We start from the raw sequence: 24560 nt of genomic DNA on the forward strand, positions 1-24560 counted from the left end.
AAAGGGGGATAACTCCCGCTCAAGCCATGGCAGCTGCTGTAATTGGCGCTTTTACTAAACGCTTGCGCCGCATAGAATGCGCTGATTATTTTTGCGGAGGTGCTCGATGAACAAGCTTGTCCTGGCAACAGGTAACCAGAAAAAGGTGAAGGAGTTGGCCGCCATGCTGGCCGACATGAAGATCCAGGTGATCCCGCAGAGCGAGTTTGCTGTCTCCGATGCCGACGAGACCGGCACCACCTTCGTTGAAAACGCCATTATCAAGGCGCGCCATGCCGCCCGTATCACCGGCCTGCCCGCCGTTGCCGATGACTCCGGTCTGGAAGTGGATCTGCTGCAGGGGCGTCCCGGGGTCTACTCCGCCCGCTTTGCCGGTCAGGGTGCCGGTGACAAGGCCAATATCGAGAAGCTGCTGGCTGAGCTCAAAGGGGCGCCTGATTACCTCAAGAGCGCCCGTTTCTGGTGTGTGCTGGTCTATATGCGCCACGCCGACGATCCTACCCCCATCATCTGTCAGGCAAGCTGGGAAGGGATGATCATCGACGAGCAGCGCGGTCAGCATGGTTTTGGCTATGACCCCGTATTCTTCGTGCCGGATCACGACTGCACCGCGGCCCAGATGCCGGCCGAGCTGAAAAACCAGCTGAGCCACCGTGCCCAGGCGCTGGCCAAACTGAAAGCGGCGCTGGCGGCTCACTGAGTTAAGCCCCCACCGCCCATCGCATATTGTCATCTACAATGGGGGCCTTGAGCCCCCGTTTTATTGGAACGTCCATGCTGCAACTGCCGCCGCTCTCTCTCTATATTCATGTGCCCTGGTGCGTCCAGAAGTGCCCTTACTGTGACTTCAACTCCCATGCCCAGAAAGGGGAGTTGCCTCACCTCGAATATGTCGCCGCCCTGCTGGAGGATCTGGATCAGGATCTGAAGTGGGCACAGGGACGACCGCTCTCCTCGATCTTTATCGGCGGCGGCACCCCCAGCCTGCTGACGGTAGAGGCGATGCAAACCCTGCTGGACGGGGTACGGGCCCGCATTCCGCTCACTGCAGATTGCGAGATCACCATGGAGGCCAACCCGGGCACGGTAGAGGCGGACAAGTTTGCCGGTTTCCAACGCGCCGGCATCAACCGTATCTCCATCGGGGTGCAGAGCTTCCAGCAGGATAAGCTGACCCGGCTTGGGCGTATCCACGGTCCGGAAGAGGCGCGCAAGGCCGCCGCACTGGCCCACGCCATCAAGTTGCCTACCTTCAATCTGGATCTGATGCACGGTCTGCCGGATCAGAGTCTGGACGATGCCCTTTATGACCTGCAGCAGGCTATCGACTGCGCGCCGCCGCACCTCTCCTGGTATCAGCTCACCATAGAGCCGAACACGGCGTTTGCCTCCAAGCCGCCCAAGCTGCCGGAAGATGACACCCTGTGGGACATCTATGAGCAGGGCCACGCCATGCTCACCGCCAGCGGTTATCGCCAGTACGAGATCTCGGCTTATGCCAAAGAGGGCTACCAGTGCCATCACAACCTCAACTACTGGCGCTTTGGCGACTATCTGGGGATCGGCTGTGGTGCTCACGGCAAGGTGACTGATCTCGCGGCTCAGCAGATCCTGCGCACCGCCAAGGTGAAGCATCCGAAAGGGTATCTGGACAAGAGCCGCCCCTATCTGGACGAGCAGTGGCAGGTGACGGCAGACGATCTGCCGCTCGAATACTTTATGAACCGCTTCCGCCTGTTTGAACCGGCCCCCAAGGCGGAGTTCGAGGCCTATACCGGCTTGCCACTGGAGCGGGTGGAGACGGTGCTGACCATTGCCCAGAGCAAGGAGCTGATCGACGATCTGGGCGACAGCTGGCAGCTTACCACCCTCGGTCATCGCTATCTCAACGTGCTGCTCGAACTGTTTATGGATGAATGAGCGGCCTGTTGAGGCGCGCTTTTGAGGCGGTGAGTTGGCGTTGCCAAATCGCTTCTTCTGTCAAAACAATCAGGGCGCCATTGGCGCCCTGATTGTTTATGGTCGGTGGAAACCCGCTCAGCAGCAGACGCGGATCATCTGCTGTTGGCCGGGCTCCCACCGCTTGCCAAATTTGGCCTTGCGCTGGTAACTCCCCTTGCCCTTCTTGTTGCGCTCGACCCGGCTGCAAAACAGGGGATCGGAGAGCAGGGCGTGCAGATGGTTATCCTTTATCTCGCCGCGCTGGTGGGCATAGTGGCCCCCTTGCGCATCTTCCTCACGGGGGAGGGCGGGTTGGTCGACCCGGATCTTGGCCATGATGGCTCCTCTTCTTTCTTCTCTTGGTGTGTTGACTCTGGCGGTTTTCGCGACGGCCGTCTGTTCAGATGAGTGCCCGGTAACCGGATGCACTGGCACCGGTTAAAAACGCGGCGAGTTTGTCACCAAATCGCCGCTGGTGCAATGAGCGGGCTGGTGCCGTCAGCCAACGTGGTCATGCTCATCGTGGTTATGATGCTCGTGATGAGCGGGAGCTCCCGACTCCAGCGTCTCCAGAATGGCGCAGTGCTCCGCCGAGCGCGGCCCGCCGCAGCAGATATTGGAGAGCTCGCGCAGGTTGTCGCGAAAGCGGGTCAGTTCGATGATCTTCTGCTCCACTTGGGCCAGCTTGGTGTCGGCTACGGCTTTTACCTCCTGACAGGTGACCTTGGCCTTGTTGGTATCGAGGTCGAGCAGCTCGCCGATATCGGCCAGCGAGAATCCCACCGACTTGGCGCGAATGATGAACTCCAGCCGTCGCTTGTCCTGCTCACTGTAGAGACGGTAGCCGGATTCGTTGCGGATCCCCGGCGAGATGAGCCCGTTCTTCTCGTAAAAACGCAGGGTATCCGCCTTGACCCCGCACGCCTTGGCCAGTTCACCGATCCGGTACATGCCCTTTTCTCCCGTTGGATATGCGACTCAACAAAACCGGAACCCACTATCACCCCTTTGCCGGACGATTGCCAGCCAAGGGCATAAAAGGGGCAGACAAAAGCTGGTTTCACCGTTTTTTTGCCATAAAACCCTTAAACAGCAAACGTTTGGCAAAAATCAAGTGGCAAACGTTTAACGCCGCGCCACACAAGGGTTTTGCTATTTAAAAAATCCACCACCCGTCACATTTTTTGTGTAGAATACGCGCCCATAAGAGAGCGCCGCACCAAGCGGGCATTTCTTAAAGCACTTTTGCCGTTGTCAGGCCTGTGGCGAGAGTGGTTTGCGAAATCCCCCCACTTCCATTTATTTGGGGACTCTCTGTGTTGAGCCTCGCCTCCCATGGAACGGTCCCCGTTATGTTGAGGACGATAGTGTGATGGAACAAGCTCGACCCATTCGCCGTGCACTGCTGAGTGTGTCTGACAAAACCGGCATTCTGGAATTTGCCAAGGCACTCAACGAACGCGGCGTCGCCCTGCTCTCTACTGGCGGTACTGCCAAGTTGCTCGGCGAGGCGGGTCTGCCGGTGACCGAGGTCTCCGACTACACGGGTTTCCCTGAAATGATGGATGGCCGGGTCAAGACTCTGCATCCCAAGGTTCATGGCGGTATTCTCGGCCGTCGGGATCAGGATGACGCCATCATGGCCCAGCACGCTATCTCCCCCATCGACATGGTTGTCGTCAACCTCTACCCCTTTGCTGCTACCGTTGCCAAAGCGGGCTGCACCTTGGCCGATGCGGTCGAGAACATCGACATCGGCGGCCCGACCATGGTGCGTTCTGCGGCTAAAAACCACAAAGATGTCGCTATCGTGGTCAAAGCTGCCGACTACGATCGCGTTATTCGCGAAATGGATGCCAACGGCAACAGCCTGAAACTGGCAACCCGTTTCGATCTGGCCATTGCCGCGTTCGAGCACACCGCCGCTTACGACGGCATGATCGCCAACTACTTCGGTACCATGGTTCCTTCCTACGGTGACAACAAGGAGGGTGACGAGGAGTCCCGCTTCCCGCGCACCTTCAACAGCCAGTTCATCAAGAAGCAGGACATGCGCTACGGCGAGAACAGCCATCAGGCTGCCGCTTTCTATGCCGAGGAGCATGCCGCGCCGGGTTCCGTCTCCAGCGCGGTTCAGCTGCAGGGCAAGGCGCTCTCCTACAACAACATCGCCGATACCGATGCGGCGCTGGAGTGCGTCAAAGAGTTCGACGAGCCGGCCTGCGTCATCGTCAAACATGCCAACCCGTGTGGCGTGGCCGTCGGTAACGACCTGCTGAGTGCCTACGATCGCGCTTACCAAACCGATCCCACCTCCGCCTTCGGCGGCATCATCGCCTTCAACCGTGAGCTGGATGGCGCAACTGCCGCTGCCATCGTGGCCCGCCAGTTTGTTGAGGTGATCATCGCCCCGACTGTCAGTCAGGAGGCCCGCGAAGCGGTCGCCGCCAAGCAGAACGTGCGTCTGCTCGAATGCGGTCAGTGGACTGCACCGGCGCAAGGGTTTGACCTCAAACGCGTCAATGGCGGCTTGCTGGTGCAGGAGCGGGATCTCGGCATGGTGACGCTGGGCGACCTGACCGTGGTCAGCAAGCGTCAGCCGACCGAGGCCGAGCTGCAAGATCTGCTGTTCTGCTGGAAAGTGGCCAAGTTCGTCAAATCCAACGCCATCGTCTACGCCAAAGATGGCCAGACCATCGGTGTCGGTGCCGGCCAGATGAGCCGCGTCTACTCGGCCAAGATTGCCGGTATCAAGGCGGCAGATGAAGGGCTGACTGTGGCGGGTTCCGTCATGGCCTCCGATGCCTTCTTCCCGTTCCGCGACGGCATTGATGCAGCAGCTGCTGCCGGTATCTCCTGCGTGATCCAGCCGGGTGGCTCGATGCGCGATCAGGAGGTGATCGACGCCGCCGACGAGCACGGCATGTGCATGGTATTCACCAACATGCGCCACTTCCGTCACTGATGGATCAGGGCCGCCATAGGCGGCCCTTTTGTTGTCTCTTTTCCACTGACTATTGCGACCGGCTTCCCTCTGGCGGAAGTCTGTGACCCACATAGAAGCGAGCGATACGATGAAAGTACTGATCATTGGCAATGGTGGCCGCGAACACGCCCTGGCCTGGAAGGCCAAGCAATCCCCTCTGGTGACCCGGGTCTTCGTCGCCCCCGGCAATGCCGGCACCGCGCACGAAGGGAGCATCGAGAACGTGGCCATCGCAGCTACCGATATCCCGGCGCTGCTGGCGTTTGCCAAGGAGCAGCGCATCGGTCTGACCATCGTTGGCCCGGAAGCGCCGCTGGTGAAAGGGGTGGTCGATGCCTTCCGTGCCGAGGGGCTGGCCATTTTCGGTCCGACCGCGGCTTCTGCCCAGCTGGAGGGCTCCAAGGCCTTTGCCAAGGATTTCCTGGCCCGTCACGCCATCCCTACTGCCGAGTACCAGAACTTCACCGAGGTGGAGCCAGCGCTGGCCTATCTGCGCGAGAAGGGGGCACCCATCGTCATCAAGGCCGATGGTCTGGCCGCAGGCAAGGGGGTGATCGTGGCGATGACCCTGACCGAGGCCGAAGAGGCCGTGCGCGACATGCTCTCCGGCAATGCCTTTGGCGACGCCGGTGCCCGGGTAGTGATCGAGGAGTTCCTGGAAGGGGAAGAGGCGAGCTTCATCGTTATGGTCGATGGCGAGCATGTGCTGCCGATGGCGACCAGTCAGGATCACAAGCGGGTAGGGGATGGCGATACCGGCCTCAATACCGGCGGTATGGGCGCCTATTCGCCGGCGCCAGTGGTGACAGATGAAGTACACCGCAAGGTGATGGAGCAGGTGATCATGCCGACCGTGCGCGGCATGGCGGCCGAGGGCAACGTCTACACCGGTTTCCTCTACGCTGGCCTGATGATCGACGGTCAGGGCAATCCCAAGGTGATCGAATTCAACTGCCGTTTCGGCGATCCCGAGACCCAGCCCATCATGCTGCGGATGCGCTCCGATCTGGTGGAACTATGTCTGGCCGCCTGTGCCGGCAAGCTGGATCAGGTAGAAGCGAATTATGACCCCCGCGTGGCCATCGGCGTGGTGCTGGCAGCTGGCGGCTATCCCGGCGACTACCAGCAGGGCAAGGCCATCAGCGGTCTGCCGGTGGAAGAGGCGAGCGGCGAGAAGGTATTCCACGCGGGAACCCGCCTTGATGGCGATACCGTAGTGACCGCCGGTGGCCGGGTGCTGTGCGCCACCGCTCTGGGCCACACAGTGGCCGAAGCGCAGCAGCGTGCCTATCAGCTGGCTGCCCGGATCCAGTGGGACGGTGTCTTCTATCGCAATGACATCGGCTGGCGCGCCATCGAACGTGAACAGCAGGCTGGCTGATGGCCGATACCCGCAGTAACAAGCCCCGCCAATGGCGGGGTTTTTTATGCCGGAAAGTGCCTTATTGTCGATGCATTCATGTTGCCGTGGTTAACAAGCGAGGCACTCTTGTCACTATTTGCCACAAAAAACATCATTTTTCACAAACGCTTCACCATGAGTCATGGCATTATGCTGGTGATGAATTCCTGTTTGGATTCATAGGTGACCCTAATAATTTGAGCATGTTGTTATATAAGGAAATCCCATGTTGAAAACTGTTCGCCCCCTGCTGCTGCCCCTGATGTTCGGTCTGATCGCGTTGCCTGCCATGGCTGGCGATCTGGAACAGCCGATGAAGAAGATTGGCTTCAACTACAAGCAGGCGGTCAAGGCTGATGATGCGGCTACCATGGAGAAGCACATCAACGAGATGAAGGCTCAGCTCGACATCGCCAAGCAGAAGAACATGCCTGCCGCCAAGAAGGAGAAGTTCCTCGAGGGCATGAATGAGGTACAGACCGAGCTGGATGCCAGCCTGGCTGCACTCAAGGCCGGTGACGAAGCCAAGGCGCGCGAGCACCTGGCCAAGGTCAACGACCTGAAGAAGGAGTATCACAAGTATGCCAAGCAAAAAGGGTGATCCCTTTCGCTGGGATGCAGTGGTTCGCCTGACCCATTGGGGTGTGGCGGCCATCTGTATCGGCAATCTCTGGCTCAATGAAGCGGGAGAGGATTGGCACGAGTGGCTCGGTTATACGGCTATCGCGCTGGTCTCCGTGCGTTTGCTCTGGGGGCTCACCTTTGCCCGTGGCTATGCCCGCCTGGGCGCCCTTATCCCCAAAGGTGAGGATTTTCGCCAGCAGATGCACGAGATGCGCGAGCGGTTGCCGCCGGCGCCGGGCCATCATGGCAGCGGCAAGTTGGCGGTATGGGCGCTCTGGTTGCTGGTGCTGGCAACTGCCGGTACCGGATGGTTCCAGAATACCGAGATGGGGTTTGATCTGGGAGCTGATGACTGGCATGTCTGGTGCACCTGGGCACTGCAGGGCATGATCGCACTGCATCTGCTGGCCATTGTGTTCACCTCGTGGCGTCAGCGCAGCAGTCTGGTGATCCGGATGTTGCCCTCGCTTCCCCGTCACGCCTTGAACCAGCGTCGCGACGAGCAGACCTGAGGCTCAGCATTAGGCTCCTTGCTCTCGCTTGAGGTGCCTGATCCGGAACCTGTCCAGACCCGCCCATGGCGGGTCTTTTCTTATGACCTCATCGATCTCATCACTGGACATTGCCCGGTCCGCAGATGCAAAAAGGCCGCTCATCATGAGCGGCCTTTTTCAATTTGGTGGCCCCTGGGGGACTTGAACCCACGACCAATCGATTATGAGTCGACTGCTCTGACCAACTGAGCTAAGGGGCCAAATTGTGCATTTAGCGGCGTGGATTATAGGGGAAGAGGAAAGGGCAGTCTATAGGCATATCAACCACTTGGCGACTAATTGTCCAGCTGGAGCCGGGGGCATGCTGGAACAGGATGGATAAAACAAAGCCCCGCATGGCGGGGCTTTGGCAGAGCAGTTTGACACGGGGTCAGGACTATTCGTCCAGGAAGCTGCGCAGCACTTCCGAGCGGCTCGGGTGGCGCAGTTTGCGCAGAGCCTTGGCTTCGATCTGACGAATACGCTCACGGGTAACGTCGAACTGCTTGCCCACTTCCTCGAGGGTGTGGTCAGTGTTCATGTCGATACCAAAACGCATCCGCAGCACCTTGGCTTCACGAGCGGTCAGACCGGCCAGCACTTCGCGGGTCGCGTTGCGCAGGCTTTCGCTGGTGGCTGCATCGGCCGGCAGAGCCAGGGTGGTATCTTCGATGAAGTCGCCCAAGTGGGAATCTTCATCATCACCGATGGGCGTCTCCATGGAGATAGGCTCTTTGGCGATTTTCAGTACCTTGCGGATCTTGTCTTCCGGCATGCCCATGCGCATGGCCAGCTCTTCCGGGTTCGGTTCACGACCCATCTCCTGCAGCATTTGACGGGAGATACGGTTGAGCTTGTTGATGGTCTCGATCATGTGTACCGGGATACGGATGGTACGGGCCTGATCCGCGATGGAGCGGGTAATGGCCTGACGGATCCACCAGGTTGCATAGGTCGAGAACTTGTAGCCACGACGGTATTCAAACTTGTCTACCGCCTTCATCAGACCGATGTTGCCTTCCTGGATCAGATCCAGGAACTGCAGACCGCGGTTGGTGTACTTCTTGGCGATGGAGATAACCAGACGCAAGTTGGCCTCAACCATCTCTTTCTTCGCACGGCGGGCCTTGGCCTCACCGATGCTCATGCGACGGTTGATATCCTTGATCTGGGCAATCGACAGACCGGTCTCTTCTTCGATCTGCTGCAGTTTGCCGATGGCGCGCTGCACCTCTTCATCCATCTCCATCAGACGGGGAGACCAGGCTTTGCCAGCCTGCTTCTGGTATTCAAACCAGGCAGTTTCGCACTCGTTGTTGGTGAAGGCCGCGACGAAGGTTTTCTTCGGCATCTTGGCCTGCTCAACGCAGAGTTTCATGATGATGCGTTCCTGCACGCGAACCCGCTCCATCATTTCGCGCATGTTGTTGACCAAGCGATCGAACTGCTTGGGCATCAGGCGGAATTGACGGAACACATCGGCCAGCTGGGCGATGGCGGCCTGGGTATCATCGTGCGCGCGGCCATTCTTCTGAATGGAGAGGCGGGTCACTTCATACTGGGCGCGCAGTTCGGCGAACTTCTCGCGAGCGACTTCCGGATCCGGACCACCGTCACCGTCATCGTCAGAGTTGTCACCGTCTTCGTCTTCATCTTCGTCTTCATCTTCGTCTTCGTCAGCCAGGTCATCCTCGCTGAGTTCGGAACCGATGTGAGTGGCAGTCGGCGCCATATCTTCGGTATCGTTCGGATCGATAAAACCGGAGATGATGTCGGAGAGACGCAGCTGCTCGGCTTCGTACTTGTCGTACTGTTCGAGCAGGTAAGTGATGGCTTCCGGGTACTCGGCTACGGAGCTTTGTACCTGGTTGATACCGTCTTCGATCCGCTTGGCGATGTCGATTTCGCCTTCGCGGGTCAGCAGTTCGACAGTACCCATTTCCCGCATGTACATGCGGACGGGATCGGTCGTACGACCAATCTCGGATTCAACAGATGCCAGAGCCTGGGCCGCTGCTTCGGCAGCGTCCTCATCGGCGGTACCCCCTTCAGCCATGATCAAGTCATCGGCATCCGGAGCGTTTTCAACCACTTGAATGCCCATATCGTTGATCATCTGAATGATGTCTTCGATCTGGTCTGAATCGACAATATCTTGCGGGAGGTGATCGTTCACCTCGGCATAGGTCAGGTAGCCCTGTTCTTTACCTTTGGCAACGAGGAGTTTAAGCTGAGACTGCGGGGTTTGCTCCATAGAACTCATCCGGTTGGTGCTGCTAGGTTGCGCGTACAGTGCGCTGCTGCGCAAATAGCCAATTCTAATAGAAAACCGCCAGACATGCTATGTCTGGTTGCGGCGTCGGTCATGAGAAACCCCTGCCCGCAGTATTGTCGGGGCCAGGCGGTTATAAAATTTTTGCTTTTCATCCCGTCGATTCGGGCAACGCTATCCATATTGGGACTAATCACTCAAATATCAAGCCCCACTCTCATTTCTTTTCTCAATTTGCACCTCTCTGATCAGCATCATCAACTCTTGGGTTTCTTCGGAGCTTAGTCCTTCCTGAGCCACTTTGGCCTGCAATTCTTCGATCCGTTGTTTCAGAAACAGGTTGATGAAACCGACGAAGGTATCTTGCAACTCTCCCAGAATATCCGGCTCCTGATCGAGTTTGATCTCCTCGAACAGGTCGTGCATCGCCAGCTGGGCGAGGATTTCCCCCTCCTTGGTGCCGCGCCAGTGTTCCAGCAGGATGCCGGTAGTGATACCGGGCTGAACCAGGATCTGCTGATGCAGCTGCAGCAGGAAGGTAATCCCCTGCAAGCGCAAACCCGCCAGCTCCGGCATTGCCGGTAGCTCTGCCGTCACGGCCGGGTATTGAACCATCAGCGCCAGTGCCCGGCGCAGCGGGGTCAGTTTGGCTGCCTTGGGCTTGTTGACCTCGGCCTTGGGCTGGCTGTTGCGGGCAAAGAGCTCGGCAATTCGCTGCTTGTTCTCGCCCCAGCGCATCATGCTGGAGAGGCGGGTGATCAGCCCCTCACGGGTGAACCCTTCCGGCACGCGGCGTATCAGCTCGGCAGCCTTGTTGGCCACCTCAAACTTGCCCGCTTCACCGGAGAGCGCCGCGTCGCGACCAAGGCGCTCGAACATGAAGTCGGCGAAGGGTTGAGCTTCATCGAGCAGGGCTTCAAAGCCCTCCTTCCCGATCTGGCGTACCAGCGAGTCGGGATCCTCACCATCGGGCAGGAACACGAATTTGAGTTCGCGGCCATCCTGCAGATGGGGGAGGGCGTTATCCAGCGCCCGCCACGCGGCTTCACGACCGGCGTTGTCGCCGTCGTAGCAGCAGACCACTTCGGCGGTGGTGCGAAACAGGGTATGGATGTGATCACTGGTGGTCGCGGTACCCAGTGCCGCCACCGCATAGTCGATGTCGTACTGACCGAGCGCCACCACGTCCATGTAGCCCTCAACCACAAGGATCCGGCGTGGATCCTTGTGTGCCTGCTTGACCTCATAGAGGCCGAACAGCTCCCGCCCTTTATGGAAAATCGGGGTTTCCGGCGAGTTGAGGTATTTGGGGGTGCCATCGCCCAATACCCGGCCGCCGAAGCCGATGACCCGGCCGCGCTTGTCACGGATCGGGAACATGATGCGATCGCGGAAACGATCGTAGCTGCCCCCACCATTTTCACGAGTGATCAGCATGCCACCCGAGATAAGCAGCTGTTCGTGATCCCGGCTGGCGCCAAAGCGGCGACGCACCTGATCCCAATCGCTTGGGGCATAACCGATGTTGAAGCGTTTGACCACTTCACCGGTCAGCCCGCGTCCCTTGAGGTACTCCACCGCATGGGGAGCACTCTTGAGATTGCTCTCGTAGAAGCGGGCGATCTGGTTCATCAGCTCGAACAGATCCTTGCTGACGGCTGGCTGGCTATGGCCAGATCCGCCGCTGCTCTGCTCGCGGGGCACCTGCATGCCCTGCTGGCTGGCGAGCTCTTCGATGGCGTCGGGGAATTCGAGGCCGTCATACTCCATGACAAAGCCGATGGCGTTGCCGTGGGCGCCACAGCCGAAACAGTGATAGAACTGCTTCTCCTGGCTGACGGTAAAAGAGGGGCTTTTTTCGTTATGAAAAGGGCAGCAAGCCTGGTAGTTCTTACCGGCTTTTTTCAGCCGCACTCGCGAGTCGATCAGCTCGACTATGTCTGTGCGTGCGAGCAGATCGTCGATAAAGGATTGGGGGATCCTGCCTGCCATAACCGTCCTGTTTCACTGCGATAGAAAATAAAAAAGCCGCGCATTCACAAGGAAGCACGGCTTCTTCGACCAAACAAGAGTTTGCCTGTTACGCCAAGCGGGTTTTCACCTGAGCACTGACGGCGCCGACATCGGCACGACCCTGAATTTTTGGCTTCAAGACAGCCATGACTTTACCCATGTCAGCCATGACGGCAGCACCGCTCTCGGCGATGGCTTGCTCGATCAGGGCGGCAATTTCGTCTGCGGTCAGTTGTTGAGGCAGGAACTCCTGCAGCACAACGATCTCGGCGGACTCTTTGTCGGCGAGATCCTGGCGACCGGCAGCTTCAAATTGGCTGATGGAATCGCGGCGCTGTTTGACCATCTTGGTCACGACAGCGAGGATATCCTCATCATTGAGCTCGACACGGGTATCGACTTCACGCTGCTTGATTTCTGCCATCAACAACCGGATAGCGCCCAACCGCGGCTTGTCTTTGGCAAGCATGGCGAGCTTTTGCTGATCCTTCAGTTGATCCTTCAGAGACACGGCATGATCCCTTGATTAGTACAGGCGGATACGACGTGCGTTTTCGCGAGACAGCTTCTTGGCGTGACGCTTAACGGCAGACGCTTTGGCGCGCTTACGAATGGTAGTCGGCTTCTCGTAGAACTCACGGCTACGAACTTCGGACAGGATACCGGCTTTTTCGCAAGAACGCTTGAAGCGACGCAGAGCAACGTCAAACGGCTCATTTTCACGGACTTTGATTACTGGCATGTGCCTTTCACCTCAGTGATAAAATTGTTAGCTGACCTTCAATCGATCAGCATGACTTAAAATGGTGCGAAATTATACTCTGGACAGGGAATGAAAGTAAACCCGCAGAGATCGCTCTGGTTTAAAAAACCCGCGAAGGTTACCATAGCCGTCTCATTTTAGCAGTGAAAATTTTTAGCAATGCGTGTATTGGGCATAGAGACATCCTGTGACGAAACCGGGATCGCGATCTTCGACGATCAAAAAGGGATCCTTTCCCACCAGTTATATAGCCAGGTCAAGCTGCATGCGGACTACGGTGGCGTTGTCCCCGAGCTCGCCAGCCGGGATCACGTTCGCAAGACGATCCCGTTGATCCAGGCCGCATTGCGGGAGGCGGGACTGGGCAAGGATGATATCGATGGCATCGCCTATACCGCGGGGCCGGGTCTGGTTGGCGCCATTCTGGTGGGGGCCACCATTGGCCGTTCACTGGCGATGGCGTGGAACAAGCCGGCTATCGCTGTCCACCATATGGAAGGTCACCTGCTGGCGCCCATGCTGGAAGAGAAGGCCCCCGAGTTCCCCTTCGTGGCGCTGCTGGTCTCCGGTGGCCACTCCATGCTGGTACGGGTTGATGGCATCGGCAGTTATCAACTGCTGGGCGAATCCATCGACGATGCTGCCGGCGAGGCGTTCGACAAGACCGCCAAGCTGATGGGGCTGGACTATCCGGGTGGCCCGCTGCTCTCCCGTCTGGCCGAGAAGGGCACCACCGGACGCTTCCACTTCCCCCGTCCCATGACTGATCGCCCCGGGCTCGACATGAGCTTCTCCGGCCTCAAGACCTTTGCCGCTAACACAATTGCCGCCAACGGTGATGATGAGCAGACCCGCGCCGATATCGCCCGTGCGTTTGAAGATGCGGTGGTCGATACCCTGGCCATCAAGTGCCGTCGTGCCTTGAAAGAGACCGGTCTCAAGCGTCTGGTGGTGGCCGGTGGCGTCAGTGCCAACCGTCACCTGCGCGCCCAGCTGGCCGAGCTGATGGAGAGCCTCAAGGGCGAAGTGTTCTATCCGCGCACCGAATATTGCACCGATAACGGCGCCATGATCGCCTATGCCGGTATGCAGCGCCTGAAAGCGGGCGTGTTCGAGCCGCTGGCGGTCAAGGCCGTGCCGCGCTGGCCGCTGGATACCCTGGATCCGGTCTGATCCTGAGGATCCTCTCCCTGCCGGGCCAGTGATGTGACATGCCTCGGGCATGCTCTCTGTGAAGACGGGAGCCTGTCCGGGGCATTTTTATTGCTGTGCCACGGCCTGCCTGATTATTCCTTGTGGATCGGAAGATCCCTCTGCGACGTCTGCGGCCACTTCCTCAAGCCCACTGTTGGCATCTATGTCGCGCTATAAATTAAATTTATGCATTTTGGCAAATTGGCCTCATTTTCCCTTATGCCTTTGCCAGCTCCTGCCTGTAGCGCTGCTTTTGCCCTTTATTACCGCCAGCTCGCCATCGTCCGCTCCTGATGGATGCCAGCGCTCATAGAGTGCCGCCAGAACGCGCCTGGTATAGAGGTGAGGAAAGGGAGGTGACGGTGCGGGGCGAAGCCATGGACGGCTATCTGATGCGTTTGACTGCGGTTGATACGGAATCCTGCGCCACGTTTTCGCTATCAGCAGCAAGTGTCTGAGAGAGGCACAAAAAATCCCCGCCAGCTGGCGGGGATTCTTGATTGGCTATCGACAGGCGATGCGATTACAGCATGATGCCGCCGAAGAAGAAGCCCAGCGCCACGGCAATCGCGATGGTGGCGGTGCCGGGGATAAAGAAGGGGTGGTTGAACACGGCTTTGCCGATGCGGGTTGAGCCGGTGTCGTCCATCTCTACCGCGGCCAGCAGGGTCGGGTAGGTCGGCAGTACGAACAGGGCGCTCACGGCCGCGAAAGAGGCGATGGCGGTCAGCGGGCTGACACCCAGTGCCAGAGCGGCAGGCATCAGGGCCTTGGTGGTTGCACCCTGTGAGTAGAGCAGCATGGCGGCGAAGAACAGTACCACGGCCAGCAGCCAGGAGTACTGGTTCAGCAGGTCGCCAGCGATCAGCTGGATGGTGTCCATGTTGCCTTTCACGAAGACGTTACCCAGCCAGGCCACACCCAGTACGCAGATACAGGCGGACATACCGGACTTGAAGGTCGGCATGTTGGTCACTTGGGTGGCGTCCAGTTTGCACACCAGAGTCATGATGGTGGCAGCGGCCAGCATGATGCCCATGATGGCGCCATCGCGGGGGATCGGCGGGTTGGTGATGAGGCCAACTTTACCGGAGATCGCGGTGGCATAGGCCATCACGGCCACGATGGCGGCGATGAAGATCCAGACGGACAGCTTGGCGTACGGCTTGATTTCCAGCTGGCTGGTGCCGCGCAGCTTGATCTGGCCCTTGGCTTTACGCTCCAGATAGACTTCGTCCTGCTCCAGCGGCTTGCCCATCATGTTGGCGATGAAGGCACCCAGGATACAGGCCAGGAAGGTGGAGGGGATGCAGATGGCCAGCAGGGTCAGGTAGTCAACACCGAACGGCTCGAGCATGCCGGAGAAGGCAACCACAGCGGCAGAGATCGGGGAGGCTGTGATGGCGATCTGGGAGGCAACAACCGCGATGGAGAGCGGACGGGATGGGCGGATCCCCTGCTCTTTGGCCACTTCTGCGATAACCGGCAGGGTGGAGAAGGCGGTGTGACCGGTACCGGCCAGCATGGTCATCAGATAGGTGACGACCGGGGCGGCGAAGGTTATGTATTTGGGGTTCTTGCGCAGCGCTTTTTCAGCCAGGGAGACCAGATAGTCCATCCCGCCAGCCAGTTGCATACAGGCGATGGCGCAAATGACGGACGCAATGATCATGATCACATCCCAGGGGATGTAGCTGACCAGCTGGTCGCTCGGGATCTGCACCCCGAGGCCCCAGGTCAGGACCAGAACCCCCAGACCACCGGCAAAGCCGATGCCGATGCTGCCTATCCGGGCGCCCAGATAGATAGCGGCGAGCACGACAAGTAACTCGATTCCAATCATAGCGATAACTCCATTTTTTAGTTTTTTGGTTTTTATTTGGCAAAAAGCCAATTCCCGATCGGGCTGGGGATAAAGACCAATCGGGAACTGACTTTAAATGGGCCGGGAAGATCCCGGCCCATGCGTCGCTTATACAGTGGTTTCGCGAGTGAAACGCTTGGCCTTGTATTGCGGGTTCATCAGGTTCTCGATGGAGAGGATCTCGTCCAGCTGCTCGGCGCTCAGCAGGCCGCGCTCCAGTACGACTTCGCGTACGTTTTTGCCGGTCTGGGCGCAGATCTTGCCAACGATGTCCCCTTCGTGGTGACCGATGAAGGGGTTCAGGTAGGTCACGATACCGATGGAGTTCAGCACGTGGTTCATGCAGATTTCCGGGTTGGCGGTGATACCTTCCACACACTTCTCGCGCAGGGAGATACAGGCTTTTTCCATCAGGCTCAGGGATTCGAACATTGCCTGACCAATCACCGGCTCCATGACGTTCAGCTGCAGCTGACCGGCTTCGGCGGCGAAGGTGATGGTGATGTCGTTACCGAATACCTTGAAGCAGGACTGGTTGACCACTTCCGGGATAACCGGGTTGACCTTGGCCGGCATGATGGAGGAACCCGCCTGCATTTCCGGCAGGTTGATCTCTTTCAGGGCAGTGCGCGGGCCGGAGGAGAGCAGACGCAGGTCGTTACAGATCTTGGACAGCTTCATGGCCAGACGCTTGATGGCGCCGTGCAGCATGACGTAGGCGCCGCAGTCGGAGGTCGCTTCGATCAGGTCTTCAGCCGGTACATAGGCACGGCCGGTGATCTCGGCCAGACGCTTGATGGCCAGTGCAGAGTACTCGGGCGGGGTGTTCAGACCGGTACCGATGGCGGTAGCGCCCAGGTTCACTTCCAGCAGCAGCTCCTGGCAACGCTTGATGGATTTGATCTCTTCGCGCAGGGTCACGGCGAATGCGTGGAACTCCTGACCCAGGGTCATCGGCACGGCGTCCTGCAGCTGGGTGCGGCCCATCTTCAGGATCTTCTTGAACTCGTTAGCCTTGACGTCGAAAGCGGCGATCAGCGCTTCCAGGGCATGCAGGGTCACGTCGGTGCTGTTTACAACAGCAACGCGGAAACCGGTGGGGTAGGCATCGTTGGTGGACTGGCACTTGTTGACGTGATCGTTCGGGTTGATGACGTCGTAACGACCTTTCTCCAGACCCATGATCTCCAGTGCGATGTTGGCCAGCACTTCGTTGGTGTTCATGTTGACGGAGGTACCGGCACCGCCCTGGTAAACGTCGACCGGGAACTGGTCGAAGCACTTGCCGGTGTTCAGCATCAGGTCGCAGGCTTCCACGATCTTGTCTGCAATTTCAGGACGGATGGTACCGAGCTCGCCGTTGGCCAGCGCAGCGGCCTTCTTGGTCAGCACCATGCCACGTACGAATTCCGGAACGTCAGAAATCTTCTGAGAGCTGATCTTGAAGTTCTCGACAGCGCGCAGGGTGTGCACACCGTAGTAGAGATCATTGGAAACTTCTTTAGTGCCCAGCAAGTCTTCTTCAATGCGGACGTTCTTGATGTCGCTCATTGTAATGCCTCAGAAATCAGATAAATGGAAAAATCCTCACCGAGTGGTCGCGAGTTCCTTGCGCACAGCTCATCCTGAAGCACCACACACCGAGTGGGGCGATTGGGAGTGTGACCTCCCTAATAACTAATCAACATACTACTCCAATTGAGGTATCGGTTATTAGAGCTGGATCACTAATCTGGTGACATCTTCAAATTCCTTTGATGAATGTACACATATGTTGCACATGATTTATCACCCTGATTTTTATAAAAATTTGTAATTTTTTGCTGATTTTTTAGCGTCTGGTTGATGAGGGGGTCATTTGGGTGGCTTGAAAAGGGCGGGTTGGCCCCCATTTATTGGGGGTAGGAAGTGGTGACTCGCGCGTCTGAACATCGTGTGCAGCTCCCGGTTCGCGGGACCACTTTTTCTCACATTTGACTGGCTGTGGAGCTTATATGGGCAAGCTGTTTCTGCTGTTGGTGGGTCTGGTGGTACTGGAGCTCACCGTGATGATCGAGGTCGGTTCTGTGATTGGAGCGCTGCCGACCGTCGGCTTGCTCATCCTGACCGCCATTCTGGGCTCTTCTCTGGTGCGCAGTGAAGGGCTCAAGACCCTGTTCAGTGCCCAGCAGAAAATGCAACAGGGCGAGATGCCGGGCCGCGAGGTGATGGGTGGCATGATGCTGGCGCTGGCCGGTCTGCTGCTGATCATCCCGGGTTTTGTCACTGACTTCTTCGGGATCCTGCTGCTGCAGCCCTGGCTGCGCAACAAACTGGCCGACAAGCTGATCGGCAGCAACCAGTTCCGGATGCAGATGGGTGGTTTCCAGCGTACTCAATCGCCGTTTGAGCAATCCCTCGACGATCATCCGAAGCAGGGTGGCACCACCATCGAAGGCGAGTTTGAGCGCAAAGAGTAATCGACGAGACGAAAACCCGAGGCGAGTGACCGATCAGGGTTTGCCCTGATGGCACAAGGCCTCGAAGCGGTGTCGGGCATACCACCATGCGAGGGTGCCCGCCGCCAGATTGGCCAGCAGTATCCCCAGATATATCCCCTGTTCTCCCCCCCATCTGGCGCCTAGCCAGGCTCCCGGCAGTAAAAAGCCAAACAGCCGCAAGCCGTTGAACAAGAACGAGATGCTCGATGCCCGTACGCCATTGAGCGCCGAGGCCAGCAGCATCACCATCCCCTGAAAGCCATATCCGATCGGTACCAGATGCAGATAGAGGATGATGAGGCGGATCACCTGTGGATGGTCGCTGAACAGGTTGGCGATGAGTGGCGCCAGCAGCCAGGTGAGGCCATAGATGGTGAGCTGGAACAGCAGGGCAAAGCGCATGCTGCTCTGAAGTGCGGCTTTGGCCCGGGCCGGATTGCCGGCGCCACAGTTTTGCGAGATGAAGGGGGCCAGCACGGAGGCGAGCGCCATCATCACGATCAGCAGCAGTGCCTCGACCCGCGATGCGGCGCCGTAAGCCGCCACCACTTCTGTTCCCAGACCGGCAAAAATCGTCATCAGTACCGCATTGGCCAGCGGATTGAGCATGTTGGTAAAAGAGGCGGGGATGGCGACATGAAGCAGTGCCCGCCAGTGGTAGAGCAGCCGGGCGCGCGGCGAGAGGCGCCACAGTAGTAACCCTTCCCGATGACGCAGGATGTAGAGGCTCACCAGCATGGCCATCAGCCATGAGATGGAGGTGGCGATGGCGGCACCCCGGATCCCCCACTCGGGGAAGGGGCCGATGCCGAAGATAAGCAGCGGATCCAGCATGCCGTTGACCAGACCGGCAACTGTCATGACGAGGCTGGGCGTCTTGGTATCGCCGGTGGCGCGGATGGCGGAGTTGCCCACCATGGGCAGCACCAGCATGGGCACGGTGAGATACCAGATCAGCATGTAGTCGTGGATAAGGGAGATAAGTTCGGCACTGGCGCCCAGCAGGGTAAATAGCGGTTTGATGGTGAGGGCGCCCCCTGCCGAGAGCAGGGTGACCAGAATCACCGCCAGAAACAGGCTATCGGTGGCGAGGTGGGCCGCCTCTTCATGCTTGCCCTGTCCCAATGCATGACCGATCACCGCCGAGAGGCCGGCTCCCAGCCCCATGGCGAGCGAGGTGACTACGAAGGTGACCGGAAAGGTAAAGCTGATGGCCGCCAGCGCTTCGGTGCCCAGCATGCCGATAAAAAAGGTATCGACCAGATTGAAGGCCAGAATGGCGACGATGCCGAGGATCATGGGGCCCGTCATCTGGCGCAGTACGACAGGGATAGGGGCTGTCAGCATGGGATTGATGCGGGTCAAGGGATCGTCTCTACATCTTGCTCGAAGAGCTGGGCTGATAACTGGGCTGGCGCTGCCAGCGAGGTTCGCGAAGAGAACAGGGGCGAACAATCGAAGGCGTTTATAGTACGTGAAAAAATTTTTTTTGTATTTGCCCTTGAAGGGTTAGCAACCTCACCCCACATCAGGGACATATCCGATTTGGCCTGGAACGGCCATTCCTCAAAGCAACAATGAGACTCATTTTGGGAGAGTTATCGATGAAAATTCGTCCACTGCACGACCGCGTCATCATCAAGCGCATCGAAGCTGAAGCCAAATCCGCTGGTGGTATCGTACTGACTGGTACTGCGGCTCAAAAGTCCACCCGTGGTGAAGTGCTTGCCGTGGGGACTGGTCGAATCCTGGATAATGGCGATGTCAAAGCGCTGGCCGTCAAGGTTGGCGACAAGGTTATCTTCAACGAAGGCTACGGCGTGAAAACCGAGAAGCTGGATGGTCAGGATGTGCTGATCCTGTCCGAGACCGACATTCTGGCGATTGTCGAAGAGTAATCCATCCCCACTTTTCCCCGAATTGATTGAAAGGATTGAACAAAAATGGCTGCTAAAGACGTTAAGTTTGGTAACGAAGCCCGCATCAAGATGCTGGAAGGTGTGAACATCCTGGCTGATGCCGTCAAGGTTACTCTGGGCCCGAAAGGCCGCAACGTGGTACTGGACAAGTCCTTCGGTGCCCCGACCATCACCAAAGATGGTGTGTCCGTTGCGCGCGAGATCGAGCTGGAAGACAAATTCCAGAACATGGGCGCCCAGATGGTCAAGGAAGTTGCTTCCAAAGCGAACGACGCTGCGGGTGACGGTACTACCACTGCAACCGTTCTGGCTCAGGCTATCGTCAACGAAGGTCTGAAAGCCGTTGCCGCCGGTATGAACCCGATGGATCTGAAGCGCGGTATCGACAAGGCTGTTGTGGCTGCCGTTGCCGAGTTGCAGGCGCTGTCCCAGCCGTGTGCTGACAGCAATGCCATCGCTCAGGTTGGCACCATCTCCGCCAACTCCGACGAGAAAGTGGGCAAGCTGATTGCCGAAGCCATGGACAAAGTGGGTCGCGATGGCGTCATCACCGTTGAAGATGGTCAGGGTCTGGAAGATGAGCTGGCTGTTGTTGAAGGTATGCAGTTCGACCGCGGCTACCTCTCTCCGTACTTCATCAACAAACAGGAAACCGGTTCTGTCGAGCTGGACGACCCGTTCATCCTGCTGGTTGACAAGAAAGTCTCCAACATCCGCGAAATGCTGCCGGTGCTGGAAGGTGTTGCCAAAGCTGGCAAACCGCTGCTGATCGTTGCCGAGGACGTAGAGGGCGAAGCCCTGGCGACTCTGGTGGTCAACACCATGCGTGGCATCGTGAAAGTGGCTGCCGTCAAGGCGCCGGGCTTCGGTGACCGTCGCAAAGCCATGCTGCAGGATATCGCCGTACTGACTGGCGGTACCGTCATCTCCGAAGAAGTTGGCATGGAGCTGGAAAAAGCGACTCTGGAAGATCTGGGTCGTGCCAAGCGCATCGTCATCACCAAAGAGAACACCACCATCATCGATGGCGTGGGTGATGCAGGCGTGATCGAAGGCCGTGTTGCCCAGATCCGTCAGCAGATCGAAGAGACCTCCTCCGACTACGACCGTGAGAAGCTGCAAGAGCGCGTAGCCAAGCTGGCTGGCGGTGTTGCGGTGATCAAGGTGGGCGCTGCTACCGAAGTCGAGATGAAAGAGAAGAAAGCTCGCGTAGAAGATGCTCTGCATGCTACCCGTGCTGCGGTTGAAGAAGGTGTGGTTGCCGGTGGTGGTGTTGCGCTGGTTCGCGTTGCAGCCAAACTGGCTGGCCTGCGCGGTGACAACGAAGACCAGAACGTCGGTATCAAGGTCGCCCTGCGCGCCATGGAAGCCCCGCTGCGTCAAATCGTCATCAACGCCGGTGAAGAAGCTTCCGTCATTGCCAACGCAGTGAAGAACGGTGAAGGCAACTTCGGTTACAACGCTTACACCGAGCAGTATGGCGACATGCTGACCATGGGTATCCTGGATCCGACCAAGGTAACCCGCTCTGCACTGCAGTTCGCCTCTTCCATCGCCGGTCTGATGATCACCACCGAGTGCATGGTCACCGAGCTGCCGAAGAAAGATGCTCCGGCCATGCCTGATATGGGTGGCATGGGCGGCATGGGCATGATGTAATCATCATCCCGGCTCTGTTTGAGAAACGGCTCGCTTTGGCGGGCCGTTTTTTTTTATCCGGCTAAACTGAGAGTTGTTGATAAGGATGTTATTTGGAGGTGAATATGAAAAAACTGGGTTTGATTTCTTTGCTTTTTTTCTTGGCAAGCTTTTCCGTACTGGCATTGGGGACGCCTGCAGGGCCCGTGATTCTCAAGGTGACAGGCAATGTTAAAGCTGCAGAGACCGTTGATGGCGTTGCGCAATTTGACCTTGCCATGTTGCAGGCACTACCACAGCACGAGATCGTGACCGGTAATCCCTGGGTTGATAAGCCCCACAAGTATCGCGGGCCCAAACTGGCGGATGTACTGGCGGCTGTAGGGGCTGATGATGGCAATTCCATTACCCTGACTGCGCTCAATAGCTACCAGATCCGTATCAACTGGGACAAGGTCAAACGCTATGAGCCCATCCTTGCCTGGGAGGATGATGGTGTCGTCATGAAGGTGCGCGACAAGGGGCCGCTCTGGTTTATGTTGCCGCTTGATCAACATCCGGAATTGAAACGTTCCGAATATACCGACATGATGATCTGGCAGCTCAGCTCGGTTGATATCCAGCATTAATCGTTTATTGCTCAGGAGTATGGGGTGAAGGAAAAGACCAAAGCCTGGCCGCTTGTTGCCACTCTTTATTTTTTCATCCTGTTGTTTACGGGAAGCACTCTCTATTCTCTGGTTCAGATCCAGAATGCGACCCGAGTCATGGAGAAGTACACCTATGATGTTTCCTGGGCATTGATGCAATTGCAGCTAGAGCTGGGGCGGTTTCTGAATAGTGTCGAGGTTTACCACTACGGTGGCATCGACCACGACGCCCTGATGCTGCGTTATGATATTCTCTGGAGTCGAACCCCAATCCTGCTTAGCGGCCAATTGCGCAAGAGTATGGAGGACAAGCAGAAGACCCTGCGTCTGGTGCAGCTGATCGAAAGCAATATTCGCAATATCGAACCTGATATCACCAGCTTGCAAGTGGGATCTCCCGATTACCAGCAAGTCATGATGCGTCTTGCACCTTTGCAAGAACCGCTCTCTTATTCTCTTGCATCCGTCATGCAGAAGAACATCAACATTTATTCAGAGAACGATCGTCATTTTGCCCAGCTGCGGAATGCTCTGTTGATGATGGTATCTGGTCTGGTTATCTCGGTTCTCTTGCTTAGTGCGCTGCTTATATATGAAGGGCGGCGTCATTTCAGAGCTGTGCGGCGAGATCCTCTGACCGGATTGCCAAATCGGGTTGCCTTGCTCGATATGATGGAATCCTATGCGACACAAGAGATGCCATTTGGTCTGGTGCTGGTAGATATTAATGACTTCAGGGATATCAACAGCAAGTTTGGCTATGACACAGGGGATTATCTGCTCAACGAATTGGCAAAGAGAGTCAAAGCTTTATGTGAAGAAGGCGAGTCTTGTGGACGCCTTGGTGGGGATCAATTTGCAATTATCCAGCGTGGTAGCAGCGATCTGCGACAAATCAGGGAGCTGGTTGCGCGCCTATTGCATTCACTCAAGCAGGACATGGTTTTTGATAATTACCCTTTCCGTCTTGACGTCGGTATCGGCATAGCCTTTTATCCCGTTGATAGCGATAAAACTCAAGAGCTGTTGAGTCGGGTAGAGCAGGCTCTGTTCCATTGTCGCAAAACGCATGTCCCCTACGTTATCTATGATAACTCACTGCTCAATGAGACTGCTCGTCGTAAACACCTTGCTTCCGACATGGTCATGGCGCTGGAGCACAACGCGCTAGAGCTTTATTACCAGCCCATCGTCAATCTTGAGACTGGTCGCTGTGAAGCGGTGGAGGCATTGCTGCGTTGGCGCCATCCTGAGCTTGGGTTTATCCCGCCCAATGAAGTCATCATGGTGGCTGAAGAGTTTCAGCTTGCCGAGCGAGTGGGCAGCTGGGTGCTGAATACTGCTTGTGAGCAGCTTTATCAGTGGCATCAGCTTGGCCTCGTCGACTTGCAAATGTGCGTGAACATTTCTCCGGGTATGTACCAGCGCAATTTGTTGAAACTGGTTGCCAAGGCATTGATGGAACATCATCTGCCCGCACGAAGCCTGGTTCTGGAGGTCACGGAAGACACCACAATGAGGGAGGTGAAGAATTCGCTGCAATTGATGCAGGATTTGAATCAACAGGGAGTGTTATTGGCGTTGGATGATTTTGGCACTGGCTACTCATCGCTCAGCTATCTGCAGAAGTTGCCGGTAAGCAAAGTGAAGATCGACAGATCTTTCATTCAGGGGATAGATACTTCTCTGGAAGCATCGGAGTTGGTCGCCAACATCTGCCGGATGGGTTCCATGCTTGGCAAGATTTTGGTGTGCGAAGGGATAGAGACACAAGCTCAGCTGGATGTCTTGCGCTCCCTGACCGATATCCACCTCTATGGTCAGGGATATCTCTTCAGCCGACCTGAACAGGCAGAAAAAATCTATCAAACCCTGCTGGAAATGGAAGAGCTTTGGCTTGCTCGACAACCATCTGACATCGCATGTATTAGCTAATAGATTGGATATGTGCCAGTTAAGGTCTCACTGATATGTGATTTGGTTCAAAAAATGCGCGTCATGTTCGTTATCTGAACGTTTGTTTGCGTTTCTCAAAAAAATACGTAACTTCCCCTTGCCAACGTGATCAGGATCCCTATAATGCGCCTCCATCGACACGGCAAGCGGCAACGCAAACAGCCGGGTCGATAACCTCGAAAAGCCTTTGCAAATAAGGCTTGACTCGAGAAGGCGGTTGAGTAGAATGCCACTCCCGCAGCAGCAAAAGCTGCGTCGCTCTTTAACAATTTGAATCAAGCAATCTGTGTGGGCACTCACAGCATCGAGCATCAAAAACAATTTT

21 protein-coding genes and 1 tRNA gene are annotated in these 24560 nt (G+C 57.1%); 12 read left to right on the forward strand and 10 right to left on the reverse strand.

Going from position 1 to position 24560, the window contains the following annotated elements:
• Positions 1-106: 106 nt before the first annotated feature.
• Both rdgB and hemW read left to right on the forward strand, forming a co-directional pair.
• Complete coding sequence (gene rdgB / locus AAHA39_RS11405) at positions 107-700, forward strand: RdgB/HAM1 family non-canonical purine NTP pyrophosphatase (RefSeq protein ID WP_033112987.1); 594 nt, start codon at positions 107-109, stop codon at positions 698-700.
• Positions 701-774: 74 nt separating this feature from the next.
• Complete coding sequence (gene hemW, locus AAHA39_RS11410) at positions 775-1920, forward strand: radical SAM family heme chaperone HemW (RefSeq protein WP_320656009.1); 1146 nt, start codon at positions 775-777, stop codon at positions 1918-1920.
• Between the two features lie 117 nt (positions 1921-2037).
• On the opposite strand, the gene AAHA39_RS11415 is transcribed toward hemW, so the two are convergent.
• Both AAHA39_RS11415 and zntR read right to left on the reverse strand, forming a co-directional pair.
• Complete coding sequence (locus AAHA39_RS11415; RefSeq protein ID WP_320656010.1) at positions 2038-2277, reverse strand: alternative ribosome-rescue factor A; 240 nt, start codon at positions 2275-2277, stop codon at positions 2038-2040.
• Positions 2278-2439: 162 nt separating this feature from the next.
• Positions 2440-2892: a Zn(2+)-responsive transcriptional regulator gene (gene zntR, locus AAHA39_RS11420; protein ID WP_041209144.1), complete on the reverse strand. Its 453-nt coding sequence runs from the start codon at positions 2890-2892 to the stop codon at positions 2440-2442.
• A gap of 421 nt (positions 2893-3313) precedes the next feature.
• Between zntR and purH the strand changes: the two genes are divergently transcribed.
• From purH to AAHA39_RS11440, 4 genes are all read left to right on the forward strand, one after another.
• Positions 3314-4906: a bifunctional phosphoribosylaminoimidazolecarboxamide formyltransferase/IMP cyclohydrolase gene (gene purH / locus AAHA39_RS11425; RefSeq protein ID WP_201908755.1), complete on the forward strand. Its 1593-nt coding sequence runs from the start codon at positions 3314-3316 to the stop codon at positions 4904-4906.
• A 109-nt stretch (positions 4907-5015) separates the two neighbouring features.
• Complete coding sequence (purD, locus tag AAHA39_RS11430; protein WP_185227768.1) at positions 5016-6308, forward strand: phosphoribosylamine--glycine ligase; 1293 nt, start codon at positions 5016-5018, stop codon at positions 6306-6308.
• A 247-nt stretch (positions 6309-6555) separates the two neighbouring features.
• Complete coding sequence (locus AAHA39_RS11435; RefSeq protein ID WP_041209147.1) at positions 6556-6930, forward strand: cytochrome b562; 375 nt, start codon at positions 6556-6558, stop codon at positions 6928-6930.
• Positions 6911-7465, forward strand: coding sequence for a cytochrome b/b6 domain-containing protein (locus AAHA39_RS11440; RefSeq protein ID WP_320656011.1), 555 nt, complete (start codon positions 6911-6913; stop codon positions 7463-7465). The genes AAHA39_RS11435 and AAHA39_RS11440 overlap by 20 nt, the downstream gene beginning before the upstream one ends.
• A 165-nt stretch (positions 7466-7630) precedes the next feature.
• Here AAHA39_RS11440 and AAHA39_RS11445 read toward each other — a convergent pair.
• The 5 genes from AAHA39_RS11445 to rpsU form a co-directional block, all read right to left on the reverse strand.
• A tRNA-Ile gene (locus tag AAHA39_RS11445) sits at positions 7631-7707 on the reverse strand.
• Positions 7708-7883: 176 nt separating this feature from the next.
• On the reverse strand, positions 7884-9779 hold the full coding sequence (gene rpoD, locus AAHA39_RS11450) for an RNA polymerase sigma factor RpoD (protein ID WP_263975067.1): 1896 nt from the start codon (positions 9777-9779) through the stop codon (positions 7884-7886).
• Positions 9780-9962: 183 nt separating this feature from the next.
• The gene (gene dnaG / locus AAHA39_RS11455) at positions 9963-11750 is read right to left on the reverse strand and encodes a DNA primase (protein ID WP_320656012.1); all 1788 of its coding nucleotides are present in this window, start codon (positions 11748-11750) and stop codon (positions 9963-9965) included.
• An 88-nt stretch (positions 11751-11838) separates the two neighbouring features.
• Positions 11839-12282 carry a GatB/YqeY domain-containing protein gene (locus AAHA39_RS11460; RefSeq protein WP_005341238.1) on the reverse strand — a complete coding sequence of 148 codons (444 nt, stop codon included), beginning with the start codon at positions 12280-12282 and terminating at the stop codon, positions 11839-11841.
• Between the two features lie 15 nt (positions 12283-12297).
• Positions 12298-12513 carry a 30S ribosomal protein S21 gene (gene rpsU, locus AAHA39_RS11465; RefSeq protein WP_005309452.1) on the reverse strand — a complete coding sequence of 72 codons (216 nt, stop codon included), beginning with the start codon at positions 12511-12513 and terminating at the stop codon, positions 12298-12300.
• Positions 12514-12693: 180 nt separating this feature from the next.
• Here rpsU and tsaD point away from each other — a divergent pair, with 180 nt between their 5' ends.
• Positions 12694-13707 (forward strand): tRNA (adenosine(37)-N6)-threonylcarbamoyltransferase complex transferase subunit TsaD, encoded by a 1014-nt coding sequence (gene tsaD, locus AAHA39_RS11470; protein WP_033113942.1) that lies wholly within the window; start codon positions 12694-12696, stop codon positions 13705-13707.
• 544 nt (positions 13708-14251) lie between these two features.
• On the opposite strand, the gene AAHA39_RS11475 is transcribed toward tsaD, so the two are convergent.
• Entirely contained in the window at positions 14252-15571 is a 1320-nt protein-coding gene (locus AAHA39_RS11475) for an anaerobic C4-dicarboxylate transporter (protein ID WP_320656013.1), read from the reverse strand.
• Between the two features lie 129 nt (positions 15572-15700).
• Positions 15701-17143, reverse strand: coding sequence for an aspartate ammonia-lyase (gene aspA, locus AAHA39_RS11480; protein ID WP_033113944.1), 1443 nt, complete (start codon positions 17141-17143; stop codon positions 15701-15703).
• Positions 17144-17586: 443 nt separating this feature from the next.
• Between aspA and AAHA39_RS11485 the strand changes: the two genes are divergently transcribed.
• Positions 17587-18051 carry an FxsA family protein gene (locus AAHA39_RS11485; RefSeq protein WP_041209158.1) on the forward strand — a complete coding sequence of 155 codons (465 nt, stop codon included), beginning with the start codon at positions 17587-17589 and terminating at the stop codon, positions 18049-18051.
• Between the two features lie 33 nt (positions 18052-18084).
• Here the strand turns inward: AAHA39_RS11485 and AAHA39_RS11490 are convergent, their stop codons facing one another.
• A complete protein-coding gene (locus AAHA39_RS11490) occupies positions 18085-19419 on the reverse strand; it encodes an MATE family efflux transporter (RefSeq protein WP_320656018.1) in 1335 nt (444 codons plus the stop codon).
• 257 nt (positions 19420-19676) lie between these two features.
• On the opposite strand from AAHA39_RS11490, the gene AAHA39_RS11495 reads away from it, so the two are divergent.
• The 4 genes from AAHA39_RS11495 to AAHA39_RS11510 all read left to right on the forward strand — a co-directional run bounded on the left by AAHA39_RS11495 (position 19677) and on the right by AAHA39_RS11510 (position 24214).
• Positions 19677-19970 carry a co-chaperone GroES gene (locus AAHA39_RS11495; RefSeq protein ID WP_005309514.1) on the forward strand — a complete coding sequence of 98 codons (294 nt, stop codon included), beginning with the start codon at positions 19677-19679 and terminating at the stop codon, positions 19968-19970.
• A 45-nt stretch (positions 19971-20015) separates the two neighbouring features.
• Positions 20016-21650 (forward strand): chaperonin GroEL, encoded by a 1635-nt coding sequence (gene groL, locus AAHA39_RS11500; RefSeq protein ID WP_005341224.1) that lies wholly within the window; start codon positions 20016-20018, stop codon positions 21648-21650.
• 104 nt (positions 21651-21754) lie between these two features.
• On the forward strand, positions 21755-22258 hold the full coding sequence (locus AAHA39_RS11505; protein ID WP_320656014.1) for a molybdopterin-binding oxidoreductase: 504 nt from the start codon (positions 21755-21757) through the stop codon (positions 22256-22258).
• A gap of 24 nt (positions 22259-22282) precedes the next feature.
• Positions 22283-24214 carry a putative bifunctional diguanylate cyclase/phosphodiesterase gene (locus tag AAHA39_RS11510; RefSeq protein ID WP_320656015.1) on the forward strand — a complete coding sequence of 644 codons (1932 nt, stop codon included), beginning with the start codon at positions 22283-22285 and terminating at the stop codon, positions 24212-24214.
• The last annotated feature ends 346 nt before the right edge of the window (positions 24215-24560 follow it).

The organism is Aeromonas sp. SE22, from assembly GCF_038739755.1.
Taxonomy (GTDB): domain Bacteria; phylum Pseudomonadota; class Gammaproteobacteria; order Enterobacterales; family Aeromonadaceae; genus Aeromonas; species Aeromonas jandaei.

What these genes read in the sequence shown, in the direction of transcription:
- purH (WP_201908755.1), top strand. Translation starts at nt 3,314, where the DNA reads ATGGAACAAGCTCGACCCATTCGCCGTGCACTGCTGAGTGTGTCTGAC.
- AAHA39_RS11440 (WP_320656011.1), top strand. Translation starts at nt 6,911, where the DNA reads ATGCCAAGCAAAAAGGGTGATCCCTTTCGCTGGGATGCAGTGGTTCGC.
- AAHA39_RS11435 (WP_041209147.1), top strand. Translation starts at nt 6,556, where the DNA reads ATGTTGAAAACTGTTCGCCCCCTGCTGCTGCCCCTGATGTTCGGTCTG.
- AAHA39_RS11485 (WP_041209158.1), top strand. Translation starts at nt 17,587, where the DNA reads ATGGGCAAGCTGTTTCTGCTGTTGGTGGGTCTGGTGGTACTGGAGCTC.
- AAHA39_RS11490 (WP_320656018.1), bottom strand. Translation starts at nt 19,419, where the DNA reads ATGCTGACAGCCCCTATCCCTGTCGTACTGCGCCAGATGACGGGCCCC.
- hemW (WP_320656009.1), top strand. Translation starts at nt 775, where the DNA reads ATGCTGCAACTGCCGCCGCTCTCTCTCTATATTCATGTGCCCTGGTGC.
- zntR (WP_041209144.1), bottom strand. Translation starts at nt 2,892, where the DNA reads ATGTACCGGATCGGTGAACTGGCCAAGGCGTGCGGGGTCAAGGCGGAT.
- dnaG (WP_320656012.1), bottom strand. Translation starts at nt 11,750, where the DNA reads ATGGCAGGCAGGATCCCCCAATCCTTTATCGACGATCTGCTCGCACGC.
- purD (WP_185227768.1), top strand. Translation starts at nt 5,016, where the DNA reads ATGAAAGTACTGATCATTGGCAATGGTGGCCGCGAACACGCCCTGGCC.
- AAHA39_RS11475 (WP_320656013.1), bottom strand. Translation starts at nt 15,571, where the DNA reads ATGATTGGAATCGAGTTACTTGTCGTGCTCGCCGCTATCTATCTGGGC.
- aspA (WP_033113944.1), bottom strand. Translation starts at nt 17,143, where the DNA reads ATGAGCGACATCAAGAACGTCCGCATTGAAGAAGACTTGCTGGGCACT.
- groL (WP_005341224.1), top strand. Translation starts at nt 20,016, where the DNA reads ATGGCTGCTAAAGACGTTAAGTTTGGTAACGAAGCCCGCATCAAGATG.
- AAHA39_RS11495 (WP_005309514.1), top strand. Translation starts at nt 19,677, where the DNA reads ATGAAAATTCGTCCACTGCACGACCGCGTCATCATCAAGCGCATCGAA.
- rdgB (WP_033112987.1), top strand. Translation starts at nt 107, where the DNA reads ATGAACAAGCTTGTCCTGGCAACAGGTAACCAGAAAAAGGTGAAGGAG.
- rpsU (WP_005309452.1), bottom strand. Translation starts at nt 12,513, where the DNA reads ATGCCAGTAATCAAAGTCCGTGAAAATGAGCCGTTTGACGTTGCTCTG.
- AAHA39_RS11505 (WP_320656014.1), top strand. Translation starts at nt 21,755, where the DNA reads ATGAAAAAACTGGGTTTGATTTCTTTGCTTTTTTTCTTGGCAAGCTTT.
- AAHA39_RS11415 (WP_320656010.1), bottom strand. Translation starts at nt 2,277, where the DNA reads ATGGCCAAGATCCGGGTCGACCAACCCGCCCTCCCCCGTGAGGAAGAT.
- tsaD (WP_033113942.1), top strand. Translation starts at nt 12,694, where the DNA reads ATGCGTGTATTGGGCATAGAGACATCCTGTGACGAAACCGGGATCGCG.